Origin of the sequence: Bordetella sputigena (assembly GCF_965137885.1) — a bacterium.
In the GTDB taxonomy this organism is placed as follows: Bacteria; Pseudomonadota; Gammaproteobacteria; order Burkholderiales; family Burkholderiaceae_B; genus Bordetella_C; species Bordetella_C sputigena.
This window is the reverse complement of record NZ_CBCSCA010000003.1, coordinates 421,683-436,846: the sequence shown is the minus strand read 5'-3', so window position 1 is coordinate 436,846 and position 15,164 is coordinate 421,683. Positions and strand designations below refer to the sequence as shown.

Annotated in this window: 12 protein-coding genes; 8 read left to right on the top strand and 4 right to left on the bottom strand. The window is 60.8% G+C overall.

The window, feature by feature from the left end; all coding sequences use genetic code 11:
• Positions 1–98: 98 nt before the first annotated feature.
• The 4 genes from ACNA0R_RS07955 (at position 99) to ACNA0R_RS07940 (ending at position 4,618) form a co-directional block, all read left to right on the top strand.
• Positions 99–989 (top strand): LysR family transcriptional regulator, encoded by an 891-nt coding sequence (locus tag ACNA0R_RS07955; protein ID WP_415825406.1) that lies wholly within the window; start codon positions 99–101, stop codon positions 987–989.
• A 105-nt stretch (positions 990–1,094) separates the two neighbouring features.
• Positions 1,095–1,466: a YciI family protein gene (locus ACNA0R_RS07950; protein WP_415825405.1), complete on the top strand. Its 372-nt coding sequence runs from the start codon at positions 1,095–1,097 to the stop codon at positions 1,464–1,466.
• A gap of 93 nt (positions 1,467–1,559) precedes the next feature.
• Complete coding sequence (locus ACNA0R_RS07945; protein WP_415825404.1) at positions 1,560–2,258, top strand: response regulator; 699 nt, start codon at positions 1,560–1,562, stop codon at positions 2,256–2,258.
• A complete protein-coding gene (locus ACNA0R_RS07940; protein WP_415825403.1) occupies positions 2,255–4,618 on the top strand; it encodes an ATP-binding protein in 2,364 nt (787 codons plus the stop codon). The genes ACNA0R_RS07945 and ACNA0R_RS07940 overlap by 4 nt, the downstream gene beginning before the upstream one ends.
• 8 nt (positions 4,619–4,626) lie before the next feature.
• On the opposite strand, the gene ACNA0R_RS07935 is transcribed toward ACNA0R_RS07940, so the two are convergent.
• Entirely contained in the window at positions 4,627–5,520 is an 894-nt protein-coding gene (locus tag ACNA0R_RS07935; RefSeq protein WP_415825402.1) for a hypothetical protein, read from the bottom strand.
• 91 nt (positions 5,521–5,611) lie between these two features.
• On the bottom strand, positions 5,612–7,144 hold the full coding sequence (locus tag ACNA0R_RS07930; RefSeq protein WP_415825401.1) for a S10 family serine carboxypeptidase-like protein: 1,533 nt from the start codon (positions 7,142–7,144) through the stop codon (positions 5,612–5,614).
• 715 nt (positions 7,145–7,859) lie between these two features.
• Between ACNA0R_RS07930 and ACNA0R_RS07925 the strand changes: the two genes are divergently transcribed.
• The 4 genes from ACNA0R_RS07925 to ACNA0R_RS07910 all read left to right on the top strand — a co-directional run bounded on the left by ACNA0R_RS07925 (position 7,860) and on the right by ACNA0R_RS07910 (position 13,158).
• Positions 7,860–8,411, top strand: a complete 552-nt coding sequence (locus tag ACNA0R_RS07925) for a fimbrial protein (protein WP_415825400.1) — start codon at positions 7,860–7,862, stop codon at positions 8,409–8,411.
• A 62-nt stretch (positions 8,412–8,473) separates the two neighbouring features.
• Entirely contained in the window at positions 8,474–9,205 is a 732-nt protein-coding gene (locus ACNA0R_RS07920) for a fimbria/pilus periplasmic chaperone (RefSeq protein ID WP_415825399.1), read from the top strand.
• 224 nt (positions 9,206–9,429) lie between these two features.
• Positions 9,430–12,018 (top strand): fimbria/pilus outer membrane usher protein, encoded by a 2,589-nt coding sequence (locus ACNA0R_RS07915; RefSeq protein WP_415825398.1) that lies wholly within the window; start codon positions 9,430–9,432, stop codon positions 12,016–12,018.
• A 324-nt stretch (positions 12,019–12,342) separates the two neighbouring features.
• On the top strand, positions 12,343–13,158 hold the full coding sequence (locus ACNA0R_RS07910; RefSeq protein WP_415825397.1) for a fimbrial protein: 816 nt from the start codon (positions 12,343–12,345) through the stop codon (positions 13,156–13,158).
• Positions 13,159–13,244: 86 nt separating this feature from the next.
• On the opposite strand, the gene ACNA0R_RS07905 is transcribed toward ACNA0R_RS07910, so the two are convergent.
• On the bottom strand, positions 13,245–13,514 hold the full coding sequence (locus ACNA0R_RS07905) for a hypothetical protein (RefSeq protein ID WP_415825395.1): 270 nt from the start codon (positions 13,512–13,514) through the stop codon (positions 13,245–13,247).
• Between the two features lie 103 nt (positions 13,515–13,617).
• The gene (locus ACNA0R_RS07900; protein WP_415825394.1) at positions 13,618–14,898 is read right to left on the bottom strand and encodes a cation:proton antiporter; all 1,281 of its coding nucleotides are present in this window, start codon (positions 14,896–14,898) and stop codon (positions 13,618–13,620) included.
• Positions 14,899–15,164: the final 266 nt, after the last annotated feature.

Genomic DNA, 15,164 nt, shown 5'->3' with positions numbered 1-15,164 from the left:
AGCCGGTCGGATACGCGCGGGCGCGAATCTGCCGAGTCTAGGTAATGGCTGGCGATCCGTCTAATATATTGTGATCGCACGTCTGATACTTCAAAGATATGGAGCTCCGCCACCTTCGGTATTTCGTCGCCGTCGCCGAGGAACTGCATTTCACCCGGGCGGCACGGCGCATCGGCATTGCGCAGCCCCCATTGACGGCGCAGATCAAGGCCCTCGAAAGCGAGCTGGGCGTACAGCTATTCAATCGCCAGCCCGGCCGGGTCAGCCTGACGCTGCCCGGCCAGGTCTACCTGGAAGAGGCGCGCGCGATCCTGGAGCATGTCAACAGGGCGGCCCTGCGCTGCCAACTCAGCGCGCAGGGCATGGTGGGAAGAATCAGCGTCGGCTTCACCGAGTCGGCCTCGTTCCGGCCTGAAGTCACGACCGCGCTCCAACGCTATCGCAGCCTCTATCCGCGCGTCGAAATGTCCCTGGAGGAAAGCCGCACGGGACCGCTCATGGACGCTTTGCGCCAGGGCCGCATCGACGTCGCCTTCGTGCGCCTGCCCATCGGCGATGACCGCGATATCACGTTCTCGCTGCTCTCGACCGAACCCATGATGGCCGTCGTCCCCAAAGGCCACCGGCTGGACGGCCGCCAGTCCGTGCGACTCGAAGAACTAAGCGAGGAGCTGTTCGTGCTCTATCCACGTTCCACTGGTTCGGGCGTGCCGGAGATGGTCGTCTCCGCATGCGAGGCCAGGGGCTTCAGTCCCAGGGTGGTGCAGCACGCACCGCAGGTGTCATCCACCATCAACCTGGTTGCCAGCGGCCTGGGCATCTCGATCGTGCCGGCATGCATGCGCGGCACGCGATCCGATGACGTTCATTACATTTCCCTGAAAGACTCCGGTCTGGTCGCCAGCCTGGGCATGGCGTACCGATCGAGCGAGTTGTCGCCCGCGCTGCGGAATTTTGTCGAGCTGGTGCTGAGCGGCGTTTCGGTATGACGACGCACGGGGCGTTTCGAGAGCATCGTTAGAAAACTCTCCCGCGCATGTCGATTCTCAATCGTCAGATTCGTCGTTGGTGCATAACCACCTGAAGGAGCTGTCATGAAATATCTCGGCCTGGCCTATTTCACCCCCGAAAAATTCGCCGCGATGGCGCCAGACGATGTCAAGGAATTGGTGGGTCAATGCCCGGCCCTGGATGAGAAAATGCGGGCCACGGGCAAGGTCCTGATCTCCGCGTCGCTGGGCGATCTCGAGAACTGGAAGACGCTGCGCCCGAGCGGCGGCAAGACGCGCATCACCGATGGGCCTTACGCCGAAACAAAAGAAGTGGTAGGCGGTCTGTTCATTATCGAGGCCGACAGCCAGGACGAGGCGTTGCGCATTGCGTCCATGCACCCGGCTGCCACGCTGGGCGAAGAGGGGGGATGGGCCGTCGAGCTTATTCCCATGGATTTCTACCTGGCGTTATGACGGTCCCATCATTCACGGTGTTGGCGACCGGGAAGTTTCCGCGAATTTCTTCTAACATGCGCGCGTTGCCGCGGGCTTTCATCAGGAGATCACGTGCAGTACCCCCGTTCTTGCATCCGAGTCGCGATCCTGGACGATCACGTGATCGTGAGACACGGTCTGGTCTCCTGCCTGGCGACGGAGTCGGATATCGTCGTCGTCGGCAGCTACGAAAGCAGCTTCGCCATGATCGCGGGACTGGCTGCCACCCCGGCCGATGTGCTGCTGGTCGACTACTCGCTCGGGCCCGAGCAGATTGACGGCGTTTCGCTTATACGAGCGCTAAAGGCGAAGTTTGCCAAAAGCCGGATCATCATTCTGTCCTCGCACTACGATCCCGCTATCGTGGCGTTGGCGATGAGGGTGGGCGCCGACGGTTTCGTCGGGAAAAACCAGAGTGTCGACCATATCGCCAAAGCGATCAGGGCCGTGGCCGCGGGCGGCCGCTACCTGTCGCCTGACATGGCATATCGCCTGGAAGATGCATCCGTCCGGTGTGTCGACCGCGACCGCGAAGTGCCGGCACCGCACCCGGAGGACGATGCGGTCCTGCTCGCCGGTGTGCCGCTTTCCGTCAAGGAACGGGAAGTCATACGGTGCTTCCTGGACGGGATGTCGGTCACCCAGATCGCCGGGAAATTCAATCGAAGCAAAAAAACGATCAGTACCCAAAAACAGACAGCCTTCCGCAAGCTCGGCGTGACATCGGACGGTGAGCTGTTCAAGATCAAGCACATGCTCGGTGAATTATGAATCTGGCAGCCGCCCTCATGGCGGCCGCCCTTTGGCTTGTCGCGCTTCCCGCCTCCGGTCTGCCACTGGACTTGAGCGCCGAAGAAAAAGCCTGGATTGCCGCACATCCCGTGGTGCGCATGGCGGTCGACCCTTCATGGAAACCCATCCAGTACATTGAGAATGGGCAGCACGCCGGCCTGGCGTCCGAGTACGTGTCTGCTATCGAACGGCAGACCGGCCTGAAATTCGTGATGGTCCCCCACACCGGATGGGACGAAGTGACGGACAAGCTGGCGCGGGCCGACGTGGATGTACTGCCGGTAGCATTGCGCCAATTCACGTCGCCAGAAGTCGGGAAGTACCTAGACTTCACGGACGTCTATTACGTCGGTTCGATCGTCGTCGTTACGCGCGATCGCTTCCGCTCCGTCTTCCATCTCGACCGCCTGGACGGCAGTACCGTGGCACTCAAAAGCGGAGGCGCATACTTTTCGCTCATTCGGCGCTTATACCCGGGCGTCAAGGTGCTGCCCACCCAGTCGGCTGAAGAAGCGTTGCTGGCGGTGATCGATGGGCGGGCGGATGCGGCGTTGGGGCTGGAGGCGGGCGTATTGCCGCTGCTTCGTCGCAAGTACGACGGCATGTTGCACGTCTCAGGCGTGTTGGCGCATGTGCCGTTGGAGCTGGCGATGGGGGTCAGGAAAGACCTGCCCATGCTGCGCGGGATCCTGGATAAGGCATTGGATTCGCTGACCGCCAAGGAAACGGATGAAATGGATGCGCGTTGGCTGGAACACGCGGACTACGGCGCGCCATCGTTGCAGGTTCTTCTCCGGTACTACCGGGTCCAGATCTCCCTGGCTGTCGTTGGTTTGCTGCTCATCGCGCTTTCCGCTTTGTACGCCCACCGTCAACATCGGCTGGCGGTGCGTAGCGAACGCGAGAAATCGATGTTCCTGGCCGTCATGAGCCATGAGATCCGATCGCCCATGCACGCCATCCTGGCGTCGATGGAATTACTGCAGCGATCCGTTGCCTCGCTCGATGCGCGGCGGCTTGTCGGCATCGTCGCGGGGGGAGCGCAGAATCTGTTGCGCTTGCTCGATGATGTGCTCGACATGTCCAAGCTGGACGCGGGCCGGGTCCAATTGCAGCCGCATCCGTTGGACATCATGGAGCTGACACGCAACATCACGGACTTGTTGGCGGTCCAATCGCGGGATCAAGGGACGGTGCTTACCGTTCAAGAACGGCGACCTATCGCGCGCCGGGTGCTATTGGACCCCCTGCGAGTCGGACAGATTGTGCGAAATCTCGTCTGCAACGCGATCAAATTCACGCCTGGAGGCTCGGTCTCCGTATCCCCTTGGTTGGAGATTCATAACGGAGAAGGCGTCCTGCACATCGAGGTGGCCGATACCGGTATCGGTATGGACGACAGCACGCGCCAGCGGCTTTTTCAGCCTTATTGCCAAGGCTCGGCGGTAACGAGCGGTCAATTCGGCGGAACCGGATTGGGATTGGCCATTTGCCGGGAGCTGGTACAACTGATGCATGGTTCGATGGAAGTCGATAGTGCGCCCGGACGTGGAACGACCATTACGGTCCATATCCCCTGCCAGACTGTTGCGACCGAAGTCGAACGACCTTCGGACAACGACGGCCAGGAAACCAATCCGGCGCCAACGATGACGGGTACGACTCTGCGGGTTCTGGTTGTGGAGGACAGCCTGATCAACCAGGAAGTGCTGTTGGCGCAACTGTCGTCCTTGAATTGCACGACCGACGTGGCTGCCAGTGGGTCCGCCGCGATGCGGGCGCTTGGCGAGTCCTCCTATGACATCGTGCTGTGCGACTGTGACCTGCCGGATATGAGCGGCTACGAGTTGACGCGCGAGTGGCGACTGCGGGAAGCCGCACGAAACCATGGCCGAGTACCGATCCTGGCGGTATCCGCATCGACCGACCACCAGCACATGACGGCCTGTTTTGATTCGGGCATGGACGGTGTCCTCACCAAGCCCTACACGCTGGAGAAACTCCGCGATGCGCTGCAACTCTGGTGCGGTCGCACTTTGGCGACAGCGCTCCACGAGACGACGGACCACCTCGACCCGAGCGAAATACGTCGCGCCTTGCTGGCCGACGTGGAAGCATTGCGCAGCGCTTGCATGTCCAACGACCATCCTGCCGCGATGCACAGCGCGCACCGGCTCGTCGGCGCCGCGGAAGCGCTGGGCGCGAACTCACTGGTCCAGGCCGCTCGGCTTCTGGAAGCCGGGATTAAGTCTCCCACGCCAGCAGCTTCCCTGCTCTCGACCGGACTTCTGGACGAGATAGAACTGCTCGCCCGAAGCTGGACGCCCGCCCAACGGTAGAGCGTCGATCAGCGCGACGCTCGCGTGGCGTAATCCCAGCTCAGCGCCGTCAGCAAACCCAGCGCGGCCGCTTCCAAAGAGAATTGCCCCATGCTGGCCAACGCCGTCCTCGCCGGCATCGACGCATAGATGGCGTAGAGAAAGGACATGAGCAGCTGCTTCTTGAGCGCGAGAATCAACAGCATGAAAGACAGCGGACGTAGCGGTCCATGCGCGGGTAGCCGTTTCGCCACGATCGCCATGCAAACCAAGCATGCCAGCGCTGGCTCGGCGAATGTGAGATATGCGGGGATGAGAACGCTCATCCCATACGGCTGCCGGCACCAGCCTCCATGGGGAGCCAAGCCACTGATCGCAGCCGAGAGGAATGGTTGGAGCCAGGACAATAGCGGACCCAACACGAAGCTCAAAAACAGGCCCAATACGACAGCACCCGCGCCCTGTCTCCAGCCAGGGGAAAGACGTCGGCCGGCAATCACGGCACCCGTTGCCGTCACGGCGATAGCCACGATCTTAGGCAGCTCCTGGACCGCGAAAAAGACCAAGGCGGAAACCGACGTATCGGCGCAGTACGCGTTCATGAGCCAGCTGCGCAGCATCTCGTTGAGCGCACCTAACAGCAGGGTTAGCACAGCGATACGGCAAACCATGGGCCGCCGGGAGAGCCGGCTATGCAGGCTTCCATATAGCCACATCGCGCCCCACGCGAACACGATGTGATTGAGGGCATCGGGCAACCGCGCCGTGACCTGCTCGGCGGGATACGGGACCCGAAACACATCCAGCATAATGGCATGGACACTCAGGGCGAGTATGCATGTCGCGACGAATCCGAAGAGAAGGCGTTTCCGCGAAACTCTAGAGAAAAGACCACGCCTATCGGCGGTACCGGTAGTCACCATGACCCATTCCTTGAATTAGAACCATGTCCAGTCCTCCCGCGGTCGAAGGACACGGCATACCCAAACATCACGCGCGCATGGGGGCAACGCCCTATTCCCTGAGCAGCCAGTGCAGCAGCGTTGCTGCCGCTTGCGGCTGGTCGAAGATGATCATGTGGCCAGCCTGCGGCACCTGCACGAAGGTCAGTGCGCCCATCTCGGCCACTTCGAGTCCATCTCTATGCATGGGAAGCACCGCGGGTACGGAAGGAAAAATGCGCTTGCCATAAGCCCGCCGCGTAATGGCATTTGCGGCGTCTTGCGCGGTCACATAGTTGATATCCAGGTCGTTCTTCCCGAACGCCAGGATGACGTGCAAGCCGTTTCTCAACGCCTCGCCGTACAAGGCGGCAAGGTCGAGCTTCTGCCGGGGATCGAAGCTGATGGCTACGTCCACCGGGAAGCTTGCGAATTGCCAATAAGGCATGCCGGCCAGCCCTGGCCACAGGCGCTGACGCACCTGCGGGTCATTGAACAGCTTGTCCAGCTTATATCCGTCATAACACCAGGGCGGAAAGAAGTCGCTGGCCGCGCAGGGTTGGCTCACGTTGTAGGGGTTCGGGGAATAACCCTTGAATGCGCGTACCGCAGAGTCAGGCTTGAACTCCATGCTATGCACCGGCATATCGATCGTCTGTCCGCGGAGGGGTGCCGGGTACGCCTGCACGTCAGGTAACTGGGTCGACTTGGTATCGGAGAAGACGCCCGTTTCGTCGATGTAGTGCTTGCAGTCCGGAATGTCGGTGGCTTCGAATACCTGGTCCACCGTCACCTTATCCGCCGCTATGTGTTGCCGCTCGGCGACTTCGTCTATGCATTTGTTCTCCACAGCCGCGAGGCTCTCGGGAAACTGGGCATCGCATTCTGTGGAAGGCAGCATGCCTTCTATACACAGGAACGCCTGCAGATGACGAGCTGGAGCATTCAGACCGGTGGCCCCTTCGGCCAATGCGGGTGCGCCTATGGTCCCTGACTGCACGAGCATTCCCTTCAATGGAATGGGCTGTTGCGGATGAAGCTTGTTATATGAGGTGATCTCGTGCGCATACTGCGCAATGTACTCAGCCGCCGCGGACTCTCCGGCGAAGTAGAGCGGCTGGCGCGATAGTTCAGGGTGCGCCTGGGAGAAAAGCATCAGCCAGCGTATTAGCTCCTTTCCAGCGTCCGCTATCGAGGTCATATAGGGAGCGTTGCCATCATAGAAACCCACGTAGCGCGGCTGATCGAGATAGACGACATTGGACAGTTGGTTCCACGACCACGGATTGGATTCGAACCGGAAGTCAGTATCGTGGGCAAATGGCTCAACGAGGTTCAAAGGGCCGCTTCCCAGAAACACCGGGGGCATCGACGAGGCGCCCGGCCCTCCGGCTAGATAGATCACCAGCGGCGAGTTGGAGCGACGGGAACGTACGAGCAAACTGAAGAAGCGGTTAAGAAACGGCGTTCCAGCGGTGGGCACGTCGATGTACTCGGCGACGGACAGGCGACTGAGTCGGCTCAAGTCTTCCGGTTCCGACGCATCGCATGCGGTCAAGAGCAGGAGACTTGTGGCGATCAACGCCAGGCGCAGCAGGTGGTTCATTCCTTTCCCCGATTTCTTTATTTGGCACTACGCGAACACAGGGCGCGAGAGACGTCGCGACTACGAATGTCTCCTCACCAAAGGAGCGTGCGGCGAGCGTTCGCCAGAGCAGTTTAGGCAGATGAGGGATTTCCGCCATAGGACTTGTCCTAGACTTCAGACGCGCTCTGGTGGCGGTGTCGACACGCTCGCGCGGCCGTTCGGCCACGCTTCTCGACACAACGGTCCGCGCAGCGATGGTGCACGCTGGCTCGCTGTGGAGCCATGCCGCAACGGTTAACGGCGTACGCCGCCGTCCTGATGTTGCTCGATGGCACAGCGCTGCGCCATCAAACAGGGGCGGCGTAGCGAGGTACCAGTTCGCTTACTTGCTAACGCATCCCGATTCGAACGACGTAGTCGCTTGCATCAGGCACACGCAATGTCCTTTTTTGGGAATTGTCCGATGGGCTCGTGAGCAAATTCAACCCACACTTGCGGTCTTCATGACGCCAGCGCGACACACTTCAGCGTAGGCACTGGGTCGATGTCCTGGCACGCGCGGGGCGCGACACATGGATCATCCGCTGCCTGCTCGGAAGCCATGCTGGCTGCGTCAACGCAATGCGGTCCACACCCTGATTTTTTTTTTCCGTGGCGTCGCCGTGGCGCCCATGCGATACGCCGGCGCACGGGGGTTTGCAGCAACCTCGTTTTATGAAACTGGAGCAATAGGATGGAAAACCAAAGAAAGTCTTTCAGCATCATGGCCATGTCGTGCGCCGCCGCGCTTGTCATGATGGCCGGTTCAGCCCAGGCCGCTGATACTGCAATGATTAACTTCAGCGGGTTCGTAGTCGCTTCGACCTGCACATACCAACAGACTATGAATATTCCGCTGCCGACTGTGCTGCTGGCGGATGTCAACGAGAACGGCAAAACCGCAGGACTCAAGAAATTCGATATAGCTTTTAGCAACTGCCCGGCGGGAGCGAAAGTTCGAGCCGATTTTCAAGCGAATCCCGCCTTTGTGGATTCGTCAAGCGGGCTGTTGAAAAACCTGAAGGAGAATGACGGCGGGGCGGTGTTCGTAAATGTCGCCTTAACGGACAAGGACGGCAACGTAATCCGCGTGGGACAACCCCGAACGGACGCACCAGTAGTGGCCGACAATGCGGGCAAGGCGACCCTGACTTATGGTGCCGAGTACTACGGCACCGGTTCGCCCAGCCTCACCCGGCCGGGAGAGGTCACGGCTGCCGTCGGCTTCTTGGCGGAGTATCTATAAGCCATGCCGCCGGAGCGTTGTCGCTCCGGCATTGTCCCAGGTCGAATTAAAGAGAACGCGAGATGAGAGGTCTGTCGCGAGTTCTGTGGGCGGCGTTGCTCGGCTCCGTAACCGCATACGTCCACGCGGGGGTGTCGTTGTCGGGTACCCGAGTTATCTATCCTGAGCAAAGCAGGCAAGTCGGCGTGCGGTTGAGCAACGATGGGAGCCGCCCGACGTTGGTGCAGGCGTGGATCGACACGGGTGATGCGAACGCCAAGCCCGAGGCGTTGAGTGTCCCCTTCGTTGTCATGCCACCTGTGTTCCGCGTGGAGGCCGGCAAGGCGCAGGTGATACGCCTGTCCTATACGAAGGAAGCGCTGCCCCCGGATCGGGAATCGGTGTTTTGGTTGAACGTGCTGGAGATCCCGCCCAAGGCAGATGCCAATGCGGGATCGCAGAACTGGCTGCAGATTGCTTATCGTACACGTGTGAAGCTCTTCTTCCGCCCAAGGGATTTGAAGGGCGATCCGGCTACGGCAGCCGGCAAGGTGAAATGGTCCGTGCTTAAGACCGACCGTGGGTCGGCTTTGCGCGCGGAGAATCCGACACAGTTCGCGGTGTCCTACTCGACGGTCGATGTGCTGGCACCTGGCCGAACCCTGCAAGCCATGCCAGGCATGGTCTTGCCCTTCGATGTTGCCACGTTTCCGCTATCGGGAGATATCGGCAGCATCCCGCGTCCTTTGAAGATCGAGTATTCGACTATCAACGATTACGGCGCACTCGTGCCTGGCGAAACAAGCCTGCCTTAGGCGGTGCAGTTGCATGTACTCCCGCGCCGGTCCATAACTGGTCCAGCGCGGCCGCGAAGTGCATGGGTATCCCGTTTGTTTCGATATGGCTCCAAAGGACATAGAAGTTGCGTTGCGATCGAACGAGGCCGCTTATCGCGGCAATTATTATTGCGAGCGGCTGTATTCCGGTCGGGCAAGCGGCTCTGGCAGACACGCCGACAACGGTTGACGGTAACGTCGCCGTGCAGTTCGAACGAGCCTTCCTGTCCGGCAACTCGATCGACGTAAGTCGCTTTGAACAGGGTAACGTCGTATTGCCCGGCGTCTATACGGTCGAACTGTACGTCAACGATCGACCGCTGGCGCGCAGAGACGTGCGTTTCGTCCCCCAGGAGGGCGGTGCAAGCGCGCAGCCCTGTCTGACGCGGGCGCTGTTGCAAGCCAGCGGCGTGGATATGCGCAAACTGGGATCATCCCTTTCCGACCCGCGGGAAGGGCAGGCGGAAAAGACCGCGGCCGAGGAATGTATCGATCTAACGCACCGTATTCCGGACGCCGCGATTCACTACGATGCAAGCGAGCAGCAGCTGACGCTGAGCATTCCACAAATCGCACTACGGCACACGGCGCGAGGCGAGGTCGACCCATCGCTATGGAGCGACGGCATTCCGGCGGGCCTGCTTCGTTACGAAGCGAATATCTACCGCACGCAAGGCAACGATTCGAGCAACGAAAGTGGCTATCTTGGACTCATGGCGGGCGTGAACCTGGGAGGCTGGCGCTTGCGTCAGCGCTCCTCAATCAACTACAGCAAGTACAGCGAAACGCAGTACTGGTATGACGATCGCAGGGAGACTCGCCAGGGGAAAAAAAATCGTACAGATCTGGAGTTTCAATCGATCGAAAGCTACGCGCAGCACGATCTGACAGCGTGGAAGTCGACGTTCAAGGCCGGCGACAGCACCACCTCCGGCGAGTTATTCGACAGCTTTTCACTGCGCGGAATTCAACTGGCGAGCGATGACCGCATGTATCCCAGTTCGCTGAGCGGTTATGCGCCCGTGTTGCACGGCGTGGCCCGTTCGAACGCCAAAGTCGAAGTGCGCCAGAACGGCAATGTGATCTACCAGACGACCGTGCCACCCGGTGCCTTTACCATCGACGATCTCAACCCCACCGGCTATGGCGGAGATCTGGAGATGGTTGTCACGGAAGCCGACGGCACCCGTCAAACGTTTTCCGCGCCTTACGCTAGCGTGCCGCAGCTGTTGCGCCCTGGGCGCAGCCGCTACAGCATCGCGTTCGGTCAATACCGCTCCCAGTACCAGGGGACCACAAAGCCATACGTCGGCCAGCTGATCTATCAGCGCGGCCTGAGCGATCTCTTCACCGGATACACAGGGGCATTGGGCGCGGACGACTACGCCGCTGCGCTGGTTGGCAGCGCCCTGAACACCTACCTGGGCGCTTTCGCTCTGGATCTTACGGTCGCACGCGCGCAGCTGCCCGAGCACGTCAACCGGACGGGGCAAAGTGTGCGATTGAGCTACGCCAAGATTCTGCCGCGGACAGATACCTCGCTGACACTGGCCGCCTATCGCTACTCCACCTCCGGCTACTACAGCTTCTCCGATGCGATGCAAGCGCGCCAGGCGGTCAACTCCGACTGGAGCACCCGGTGGTATGGGAATGACTATCGGGCCCGGGATAAGCTGCAGCTAAACGTGAGCCAGCGCGTCGGCGCCGGCAGCTCGCTGAACGCAACGGGCACGTTGACGAGCTACTGGAGCAATCGACCCAGCGATACGGAATTCCAGGTTGGGTACGCCACTGGTTTCAGTTGGGGGCAACTCGGTGTGTCGGTCCGGCGAACCCGTAACGGCTATGGAGAACAGGAAAACCAGGTTTACGCGAGTCTCACAATTCCGTTCGGCCGTCAGTCCGGCCAGTCGCCGCTGTTCTCCTCGTTCACAACGGCGGTCACGCAAGACTCACACGGCGACACTACGCTGCAGTCCAGCGTCTCTGGAACGGCCGGGTCCAACAACGCTTGGTCCTACGGCCTGGACGGCAACTACACCGGTCAAAGTGGCGATCACGCGGCTTCAGTGGGTGGAAACGCGTCGTATACCGGTGGGCAGGGGGCAGTGGGCATCTCTGCCTCGACGGGATCGGGGGTTTCGCAGTACTCGTTGAATGCGTCGGGCGCCATGATTCTGCACGCGGGCGGCTTGACCTTCGGCCAGGCCATGAGCCCCGACGCAGCCGTCGCCCTTATTGAGGCCGATGGTGCGGCCGGAACCATCGTGACCAACGCGTCGGGCGTGGTCGTGGACGGGGATGGCTATGCGGTAGTGCCTTACCTCACGCCCTACCAGGTCAATACGCTAGACCTGGATCCTCAAGGATTATCCGACGACGTCGAGCTGGAATCGACGAGTCAGGATGTGGTGCCGCGCGCCGGCACAGTGGTGCGGGCGACCTTTGAAACCCGGCGCGGGCGGCCGCTCATAGTGCACGTACGCAAGGCCGACGGCCAGGTGGTGCCCATGGGTGCCGATGTGTTCGATGCGCAGGGTAGGCAGGTCGGGGTAGTCGGCCAAGGCGGCACGTTGTTCGCGCGTGGTGTGCCGGACCGCGGGGCGCTTACCGTGCGCTGGGGCTCGGCAGCAGGGGCCGCGTGTGACTTCCCGTACGAGCGCACGCAAGGCAATGCGGGTATTGCCTTGGCTTGCACTCGGGGTGCCGATCAAGAGCAAATGGACGGCTCGAAGCACGGCGCGGATGCGCAGTCCGGCGCCGCTCGGAGTGCCGCGCCCCCAGTCCATTGATGAACGCATAGCGAAGGGGAATCCGAGATGAAACACTCGTATGGTTTGATGTATAAGTCTCGCACGGTGGACAAGCCATGCGTCGTCGGGCGAACAAGTTTATGGCGCATCGCCTTCGCCGCGCTATCGTTGGGATGGGCCTCCGCGGCATCTGCCTATCTCCAGTGCGACGGTGGTAAGTCGGAGGTTTTGGTACATGGACCTGCCTCGATTACCGTGTCACCCGGTACACCTGCCGGGACGCCGCTTACTGGGTGGCTTGACGGTGAACCGGACCCAGAGTTGTATCGTTGCTCCGGCGGCGCCGGCTACCATTGGTTCAGCATGCAAGTGCACTACAGCGGTAGCGGCGATGACACGGGCAAAAGAGTATTCCGTGATGGGGTGGCGGTTCCCGTTCTCAGCACCAATATTGACGGAATTGGGATCGCCGTTGCTGCGCGGGTAGCTTTCCAGGCTATCGGCTGGCAACCCTGGATGCAGGGGATGCAATACCCTGCCGGCAACATCCTAAGCCTGGCTGAGGATTACAACGCCTCGTGGGTCGCTAGGCAGGGCGGTCAAGTCAGCTATCAACTCGTAAAAACCAAGGACGGCGTCGTTAACACGGGCGAGATATCGAGTGTTTATTCGAGGCTTGCGGAAGCCCCAATTGGTCCACACAACACACAGGTTGATGGCAGCTGGACAGAGCAGCGTTATGCGCTCGCGCCCATCCGAATCAATCCGTTGACGTGCGCAACGCGGGATGTAAGCGTGAATATGGGCGAGATACCGGTCAGCGCCTTCGGTGGGCCCGGTATGACCGCCGGACGGAAGTCCTTTGCGATAGCGTTGAGAGATTGTCCCCCTGGCATTCAAAGTATTGAATACACACTCGATCCGACAACCCAGATTATCTCTTCCGACCTTAGTATCGTCGCGCTGGAGACGGGTGGCGCCGCCATCGGAGTGGGCTTGCAATTGATGGATGCCACCGGTCGGCCCGTGCCCTTGCAGCAACCGGTGCGCTTCTCCAGCTATGTCCCAGGTTCGGCCTCCGCCGACATTCCACTGCAGGCGGCCTACTACCAGACGGCTGGCACCATCACACCGGGGAAGGCCAACGCGGCCGTGCGCTTCACTATTACGTACCCGTGAGCCACCGCATCGAGGCCGCCGCGCCGCGCCGCGCCGCGGAGCTTGGCTTGTGAATCCAGACCCGCAGCCCTTTGTGCCGCGCGGCATCACCCCAATTGCTGCGCAAGCCGCGCTTCCACCGCCCGTCTCAGCCTGGCCAAGGTTTCCGGCGAGTTCGGATCCTCGACATCAATAAGCACTTCTGTCCAACTATCGACAGGCTTGGCGCCGATCTGGTTGATATAAGGCGAGTTCGCCTCGATGATCCAGACCGCCGCGCTATTGCCGTCATCGACGCGATCCTTGATCGCGCCGACATATTTGACCTGCCGGAAGTCGCCAGTGGGAATCTGGTGTTCCGAGATTATTCGCTGCATTGTTTTCTCCAACTTGGGGCGCGCCCCGACTGTACGCACACTACGCTGATTGCAGCGTACTCCCTAACGTTCAATTGAAACAAAGCTCTGGAACAAGCGGAGCTTAGCGTTTCATCAGCGGCCGGACCGAAGCGCCATGAAGCAGGATGGATGCGGCGATGGTGATCAGGACGATATTGATCAGTTGCTGGCTGAGTTCCTGTCCTATGCCATGCCGGATGGCGAAGACGAGATAGTAGACCGAGCCGATTCCCCGAATGCCGAACCACGATATCTTCGCCCGGCTTTGCAGGTTCGAGCTGTGGCCCAATGTGCCCAGGAATACCGCCAGGGGGCGAAGGATCAGGAAGAGGGCGGGAATGAACCACCATTGCATGTCCGCCGGCTGCACATAGGCCAGCATGGCGCCCACCACCAACACCATCGTCAACTCGGCCAAGCCTTCCAATTGCGAATTGAACGTATGGACCGCATCGCTCATCGCCGCGCTTGCGTGATGCGAGTGCGTCGCCAGGCGCCGTTTGCCGTCGTCCCGGCTAATTTCCTCCGGATTCAAGGACGTACTGCCCGCGCGCGGCTGTTCTCCGACGCGCTGCAGGGCCAGCCCGGCGGCGAAAACGGCCAGGAAGCCTGACGCCATGCAGGTCTGCGCCATTCCATAGGCCATGGCGATCAGGCCTAGCGAAAGGAATTCGTTCAAGCCGACGGCGTGGGCGTGTCGCGTACGCAGATAGACGACCAGCCTGCCTATCAATGTCCCCAGCGCCGCGCCTATCAGCAGGCCGCCTACGGTCGCCCACAGGACATCCACCACCACCCATCGCCAGCCATGCGCGCCCAGATCGTAGTGTCCCAGCAGTCCTAACCCAAGTACGACAAAAGGAAATGCCGTACCGTCGTTCAAGCCGCCTTCGCCGGCCAGGCCGAAGCGCAGGCGGTCCGGGTCCGGGCCGCGATCGGTCTTCACGCCGGACGCGAGTACGGGGTCGGTGGGCGCGAGGATGCCTCCGAGCAATATGGCCTCGGCCCATGACATGCCCAGGGCATGCACGGCCAGGAAGGCGATCATCCCCACGGTAAGCGCCATCGACACGAACGCCAGCCGCAAGGGCAAGAGCCATCGCCTGTCGAGCATCGGCACACCCATGCGCAAGCCGACAGTGAACAGCGAGATCAATACCGCGGCTTCGGCCAGTTTCTCAAGGACGTCCGCGTGGTGCAGCGGGTCGGGGGAGATCAAGCTCAGCCATGAAGGTCCGAGCACGTACCCGACGCATAGATAAATCATGGCGCTGCTGAGCAGCACGCGCGCGAATAGCGAGCTGGCCAGCACCATGGTGATGAGCAGGGCACCGAAGAATAAGAACCAATGAGGTGCCGACATGGAAGCGTCCGGATCGATGTTCCGTCCAGGGTATCAGGTAGCACGGCTGGAGGTAGCCGCGTTCACGTTCCTTGGCCGATCTGTCGGGTCCGACAGGCTCCGGGCGCGGCGGGGTGGCACATGCCGTAACCAAAGAGGGTGTGTCCCCTCGAGTCTTTCCTTGACATGCCTACTCAAGCAGCCCACAGTCGACACAAGACTCAAGTACCGCGATTTGTGCCATCCTGCGCCTGCGCGCTTCATCGTCCAAACTCCTTTCCTTGATC

Coding starts and splice junctions, on each gene's coding strand:
- ACNA0R_RS07930 (WP_415825401.1), bottom strand. CDS start 7,144: ATGAACCACCTGCTGCGCCTGGCGTTGATCGCCACAAGTCTCCTGCTC.
- ACNA0R_RS07905 (WP_415825395.1), bottom strand. CDS start 13,514: ATGCAGCGAATAATCTCGGAACACCAGATTCCCACTGGCGACTTCCGG.
- ACNA0R_RS07900 (WP_415825394.1), bottom strand. CDS start 14,898: ATGTCGGCACCTCATTGGTTCTTATTCTTCGGTGCCCTGCTCATCACC.
- ACNA0R_RS07925 (WP_415825400.1), top strand. CDS start 7,860: ATGGAAAACCAAAGAAAGTCTTTCAGCATCATGGCCATGTCGTGCGCC.
- ACNA0R_RS07920 (WP_415825399.1), top strand. CDS start 8,474: ATGAGAGGTCTGTCGCGAGTTCTGTGGGCGGCGTTGCTCGGCTCCGTA.
- ACNA0R_RS07935 (WP_415825402.1), bottom strand. CDS start 5,520: ATGGTGACTACCGGTACCGCCGATAGGCGTGGTCTTTTCTCTAGAGTT.
- ACNA0R_RS07940 (WP_415825403.1), top strand. CDS start 2,255: ATGAATCTGGCAGCCGCCCTCATGGCGGCCGCCCTTTGGCTTGTCGCG.
- ACNA0R_RS07910 (WP_415825397.1), top strand. CDS start 12,343: ATGCAAGTGCACTACAGCGGTAGCGGCGATGACACGGGCAAAAGAGTA.
- ACNA0R_RS07955 (WP_415825406.1), top strand. CDS start 99: ATGGAGCTCCGCCACCTTCGGTATTTCGTCGCCGTCGCCGAGGAACTG.
- ACNA0R_RS07950 (WP_415825405.1), top strand. CDS start 1,095: ATGAAATATCTCGGCCTGGCCTATTTCACCCCCGAAAAATTCGCCGCG.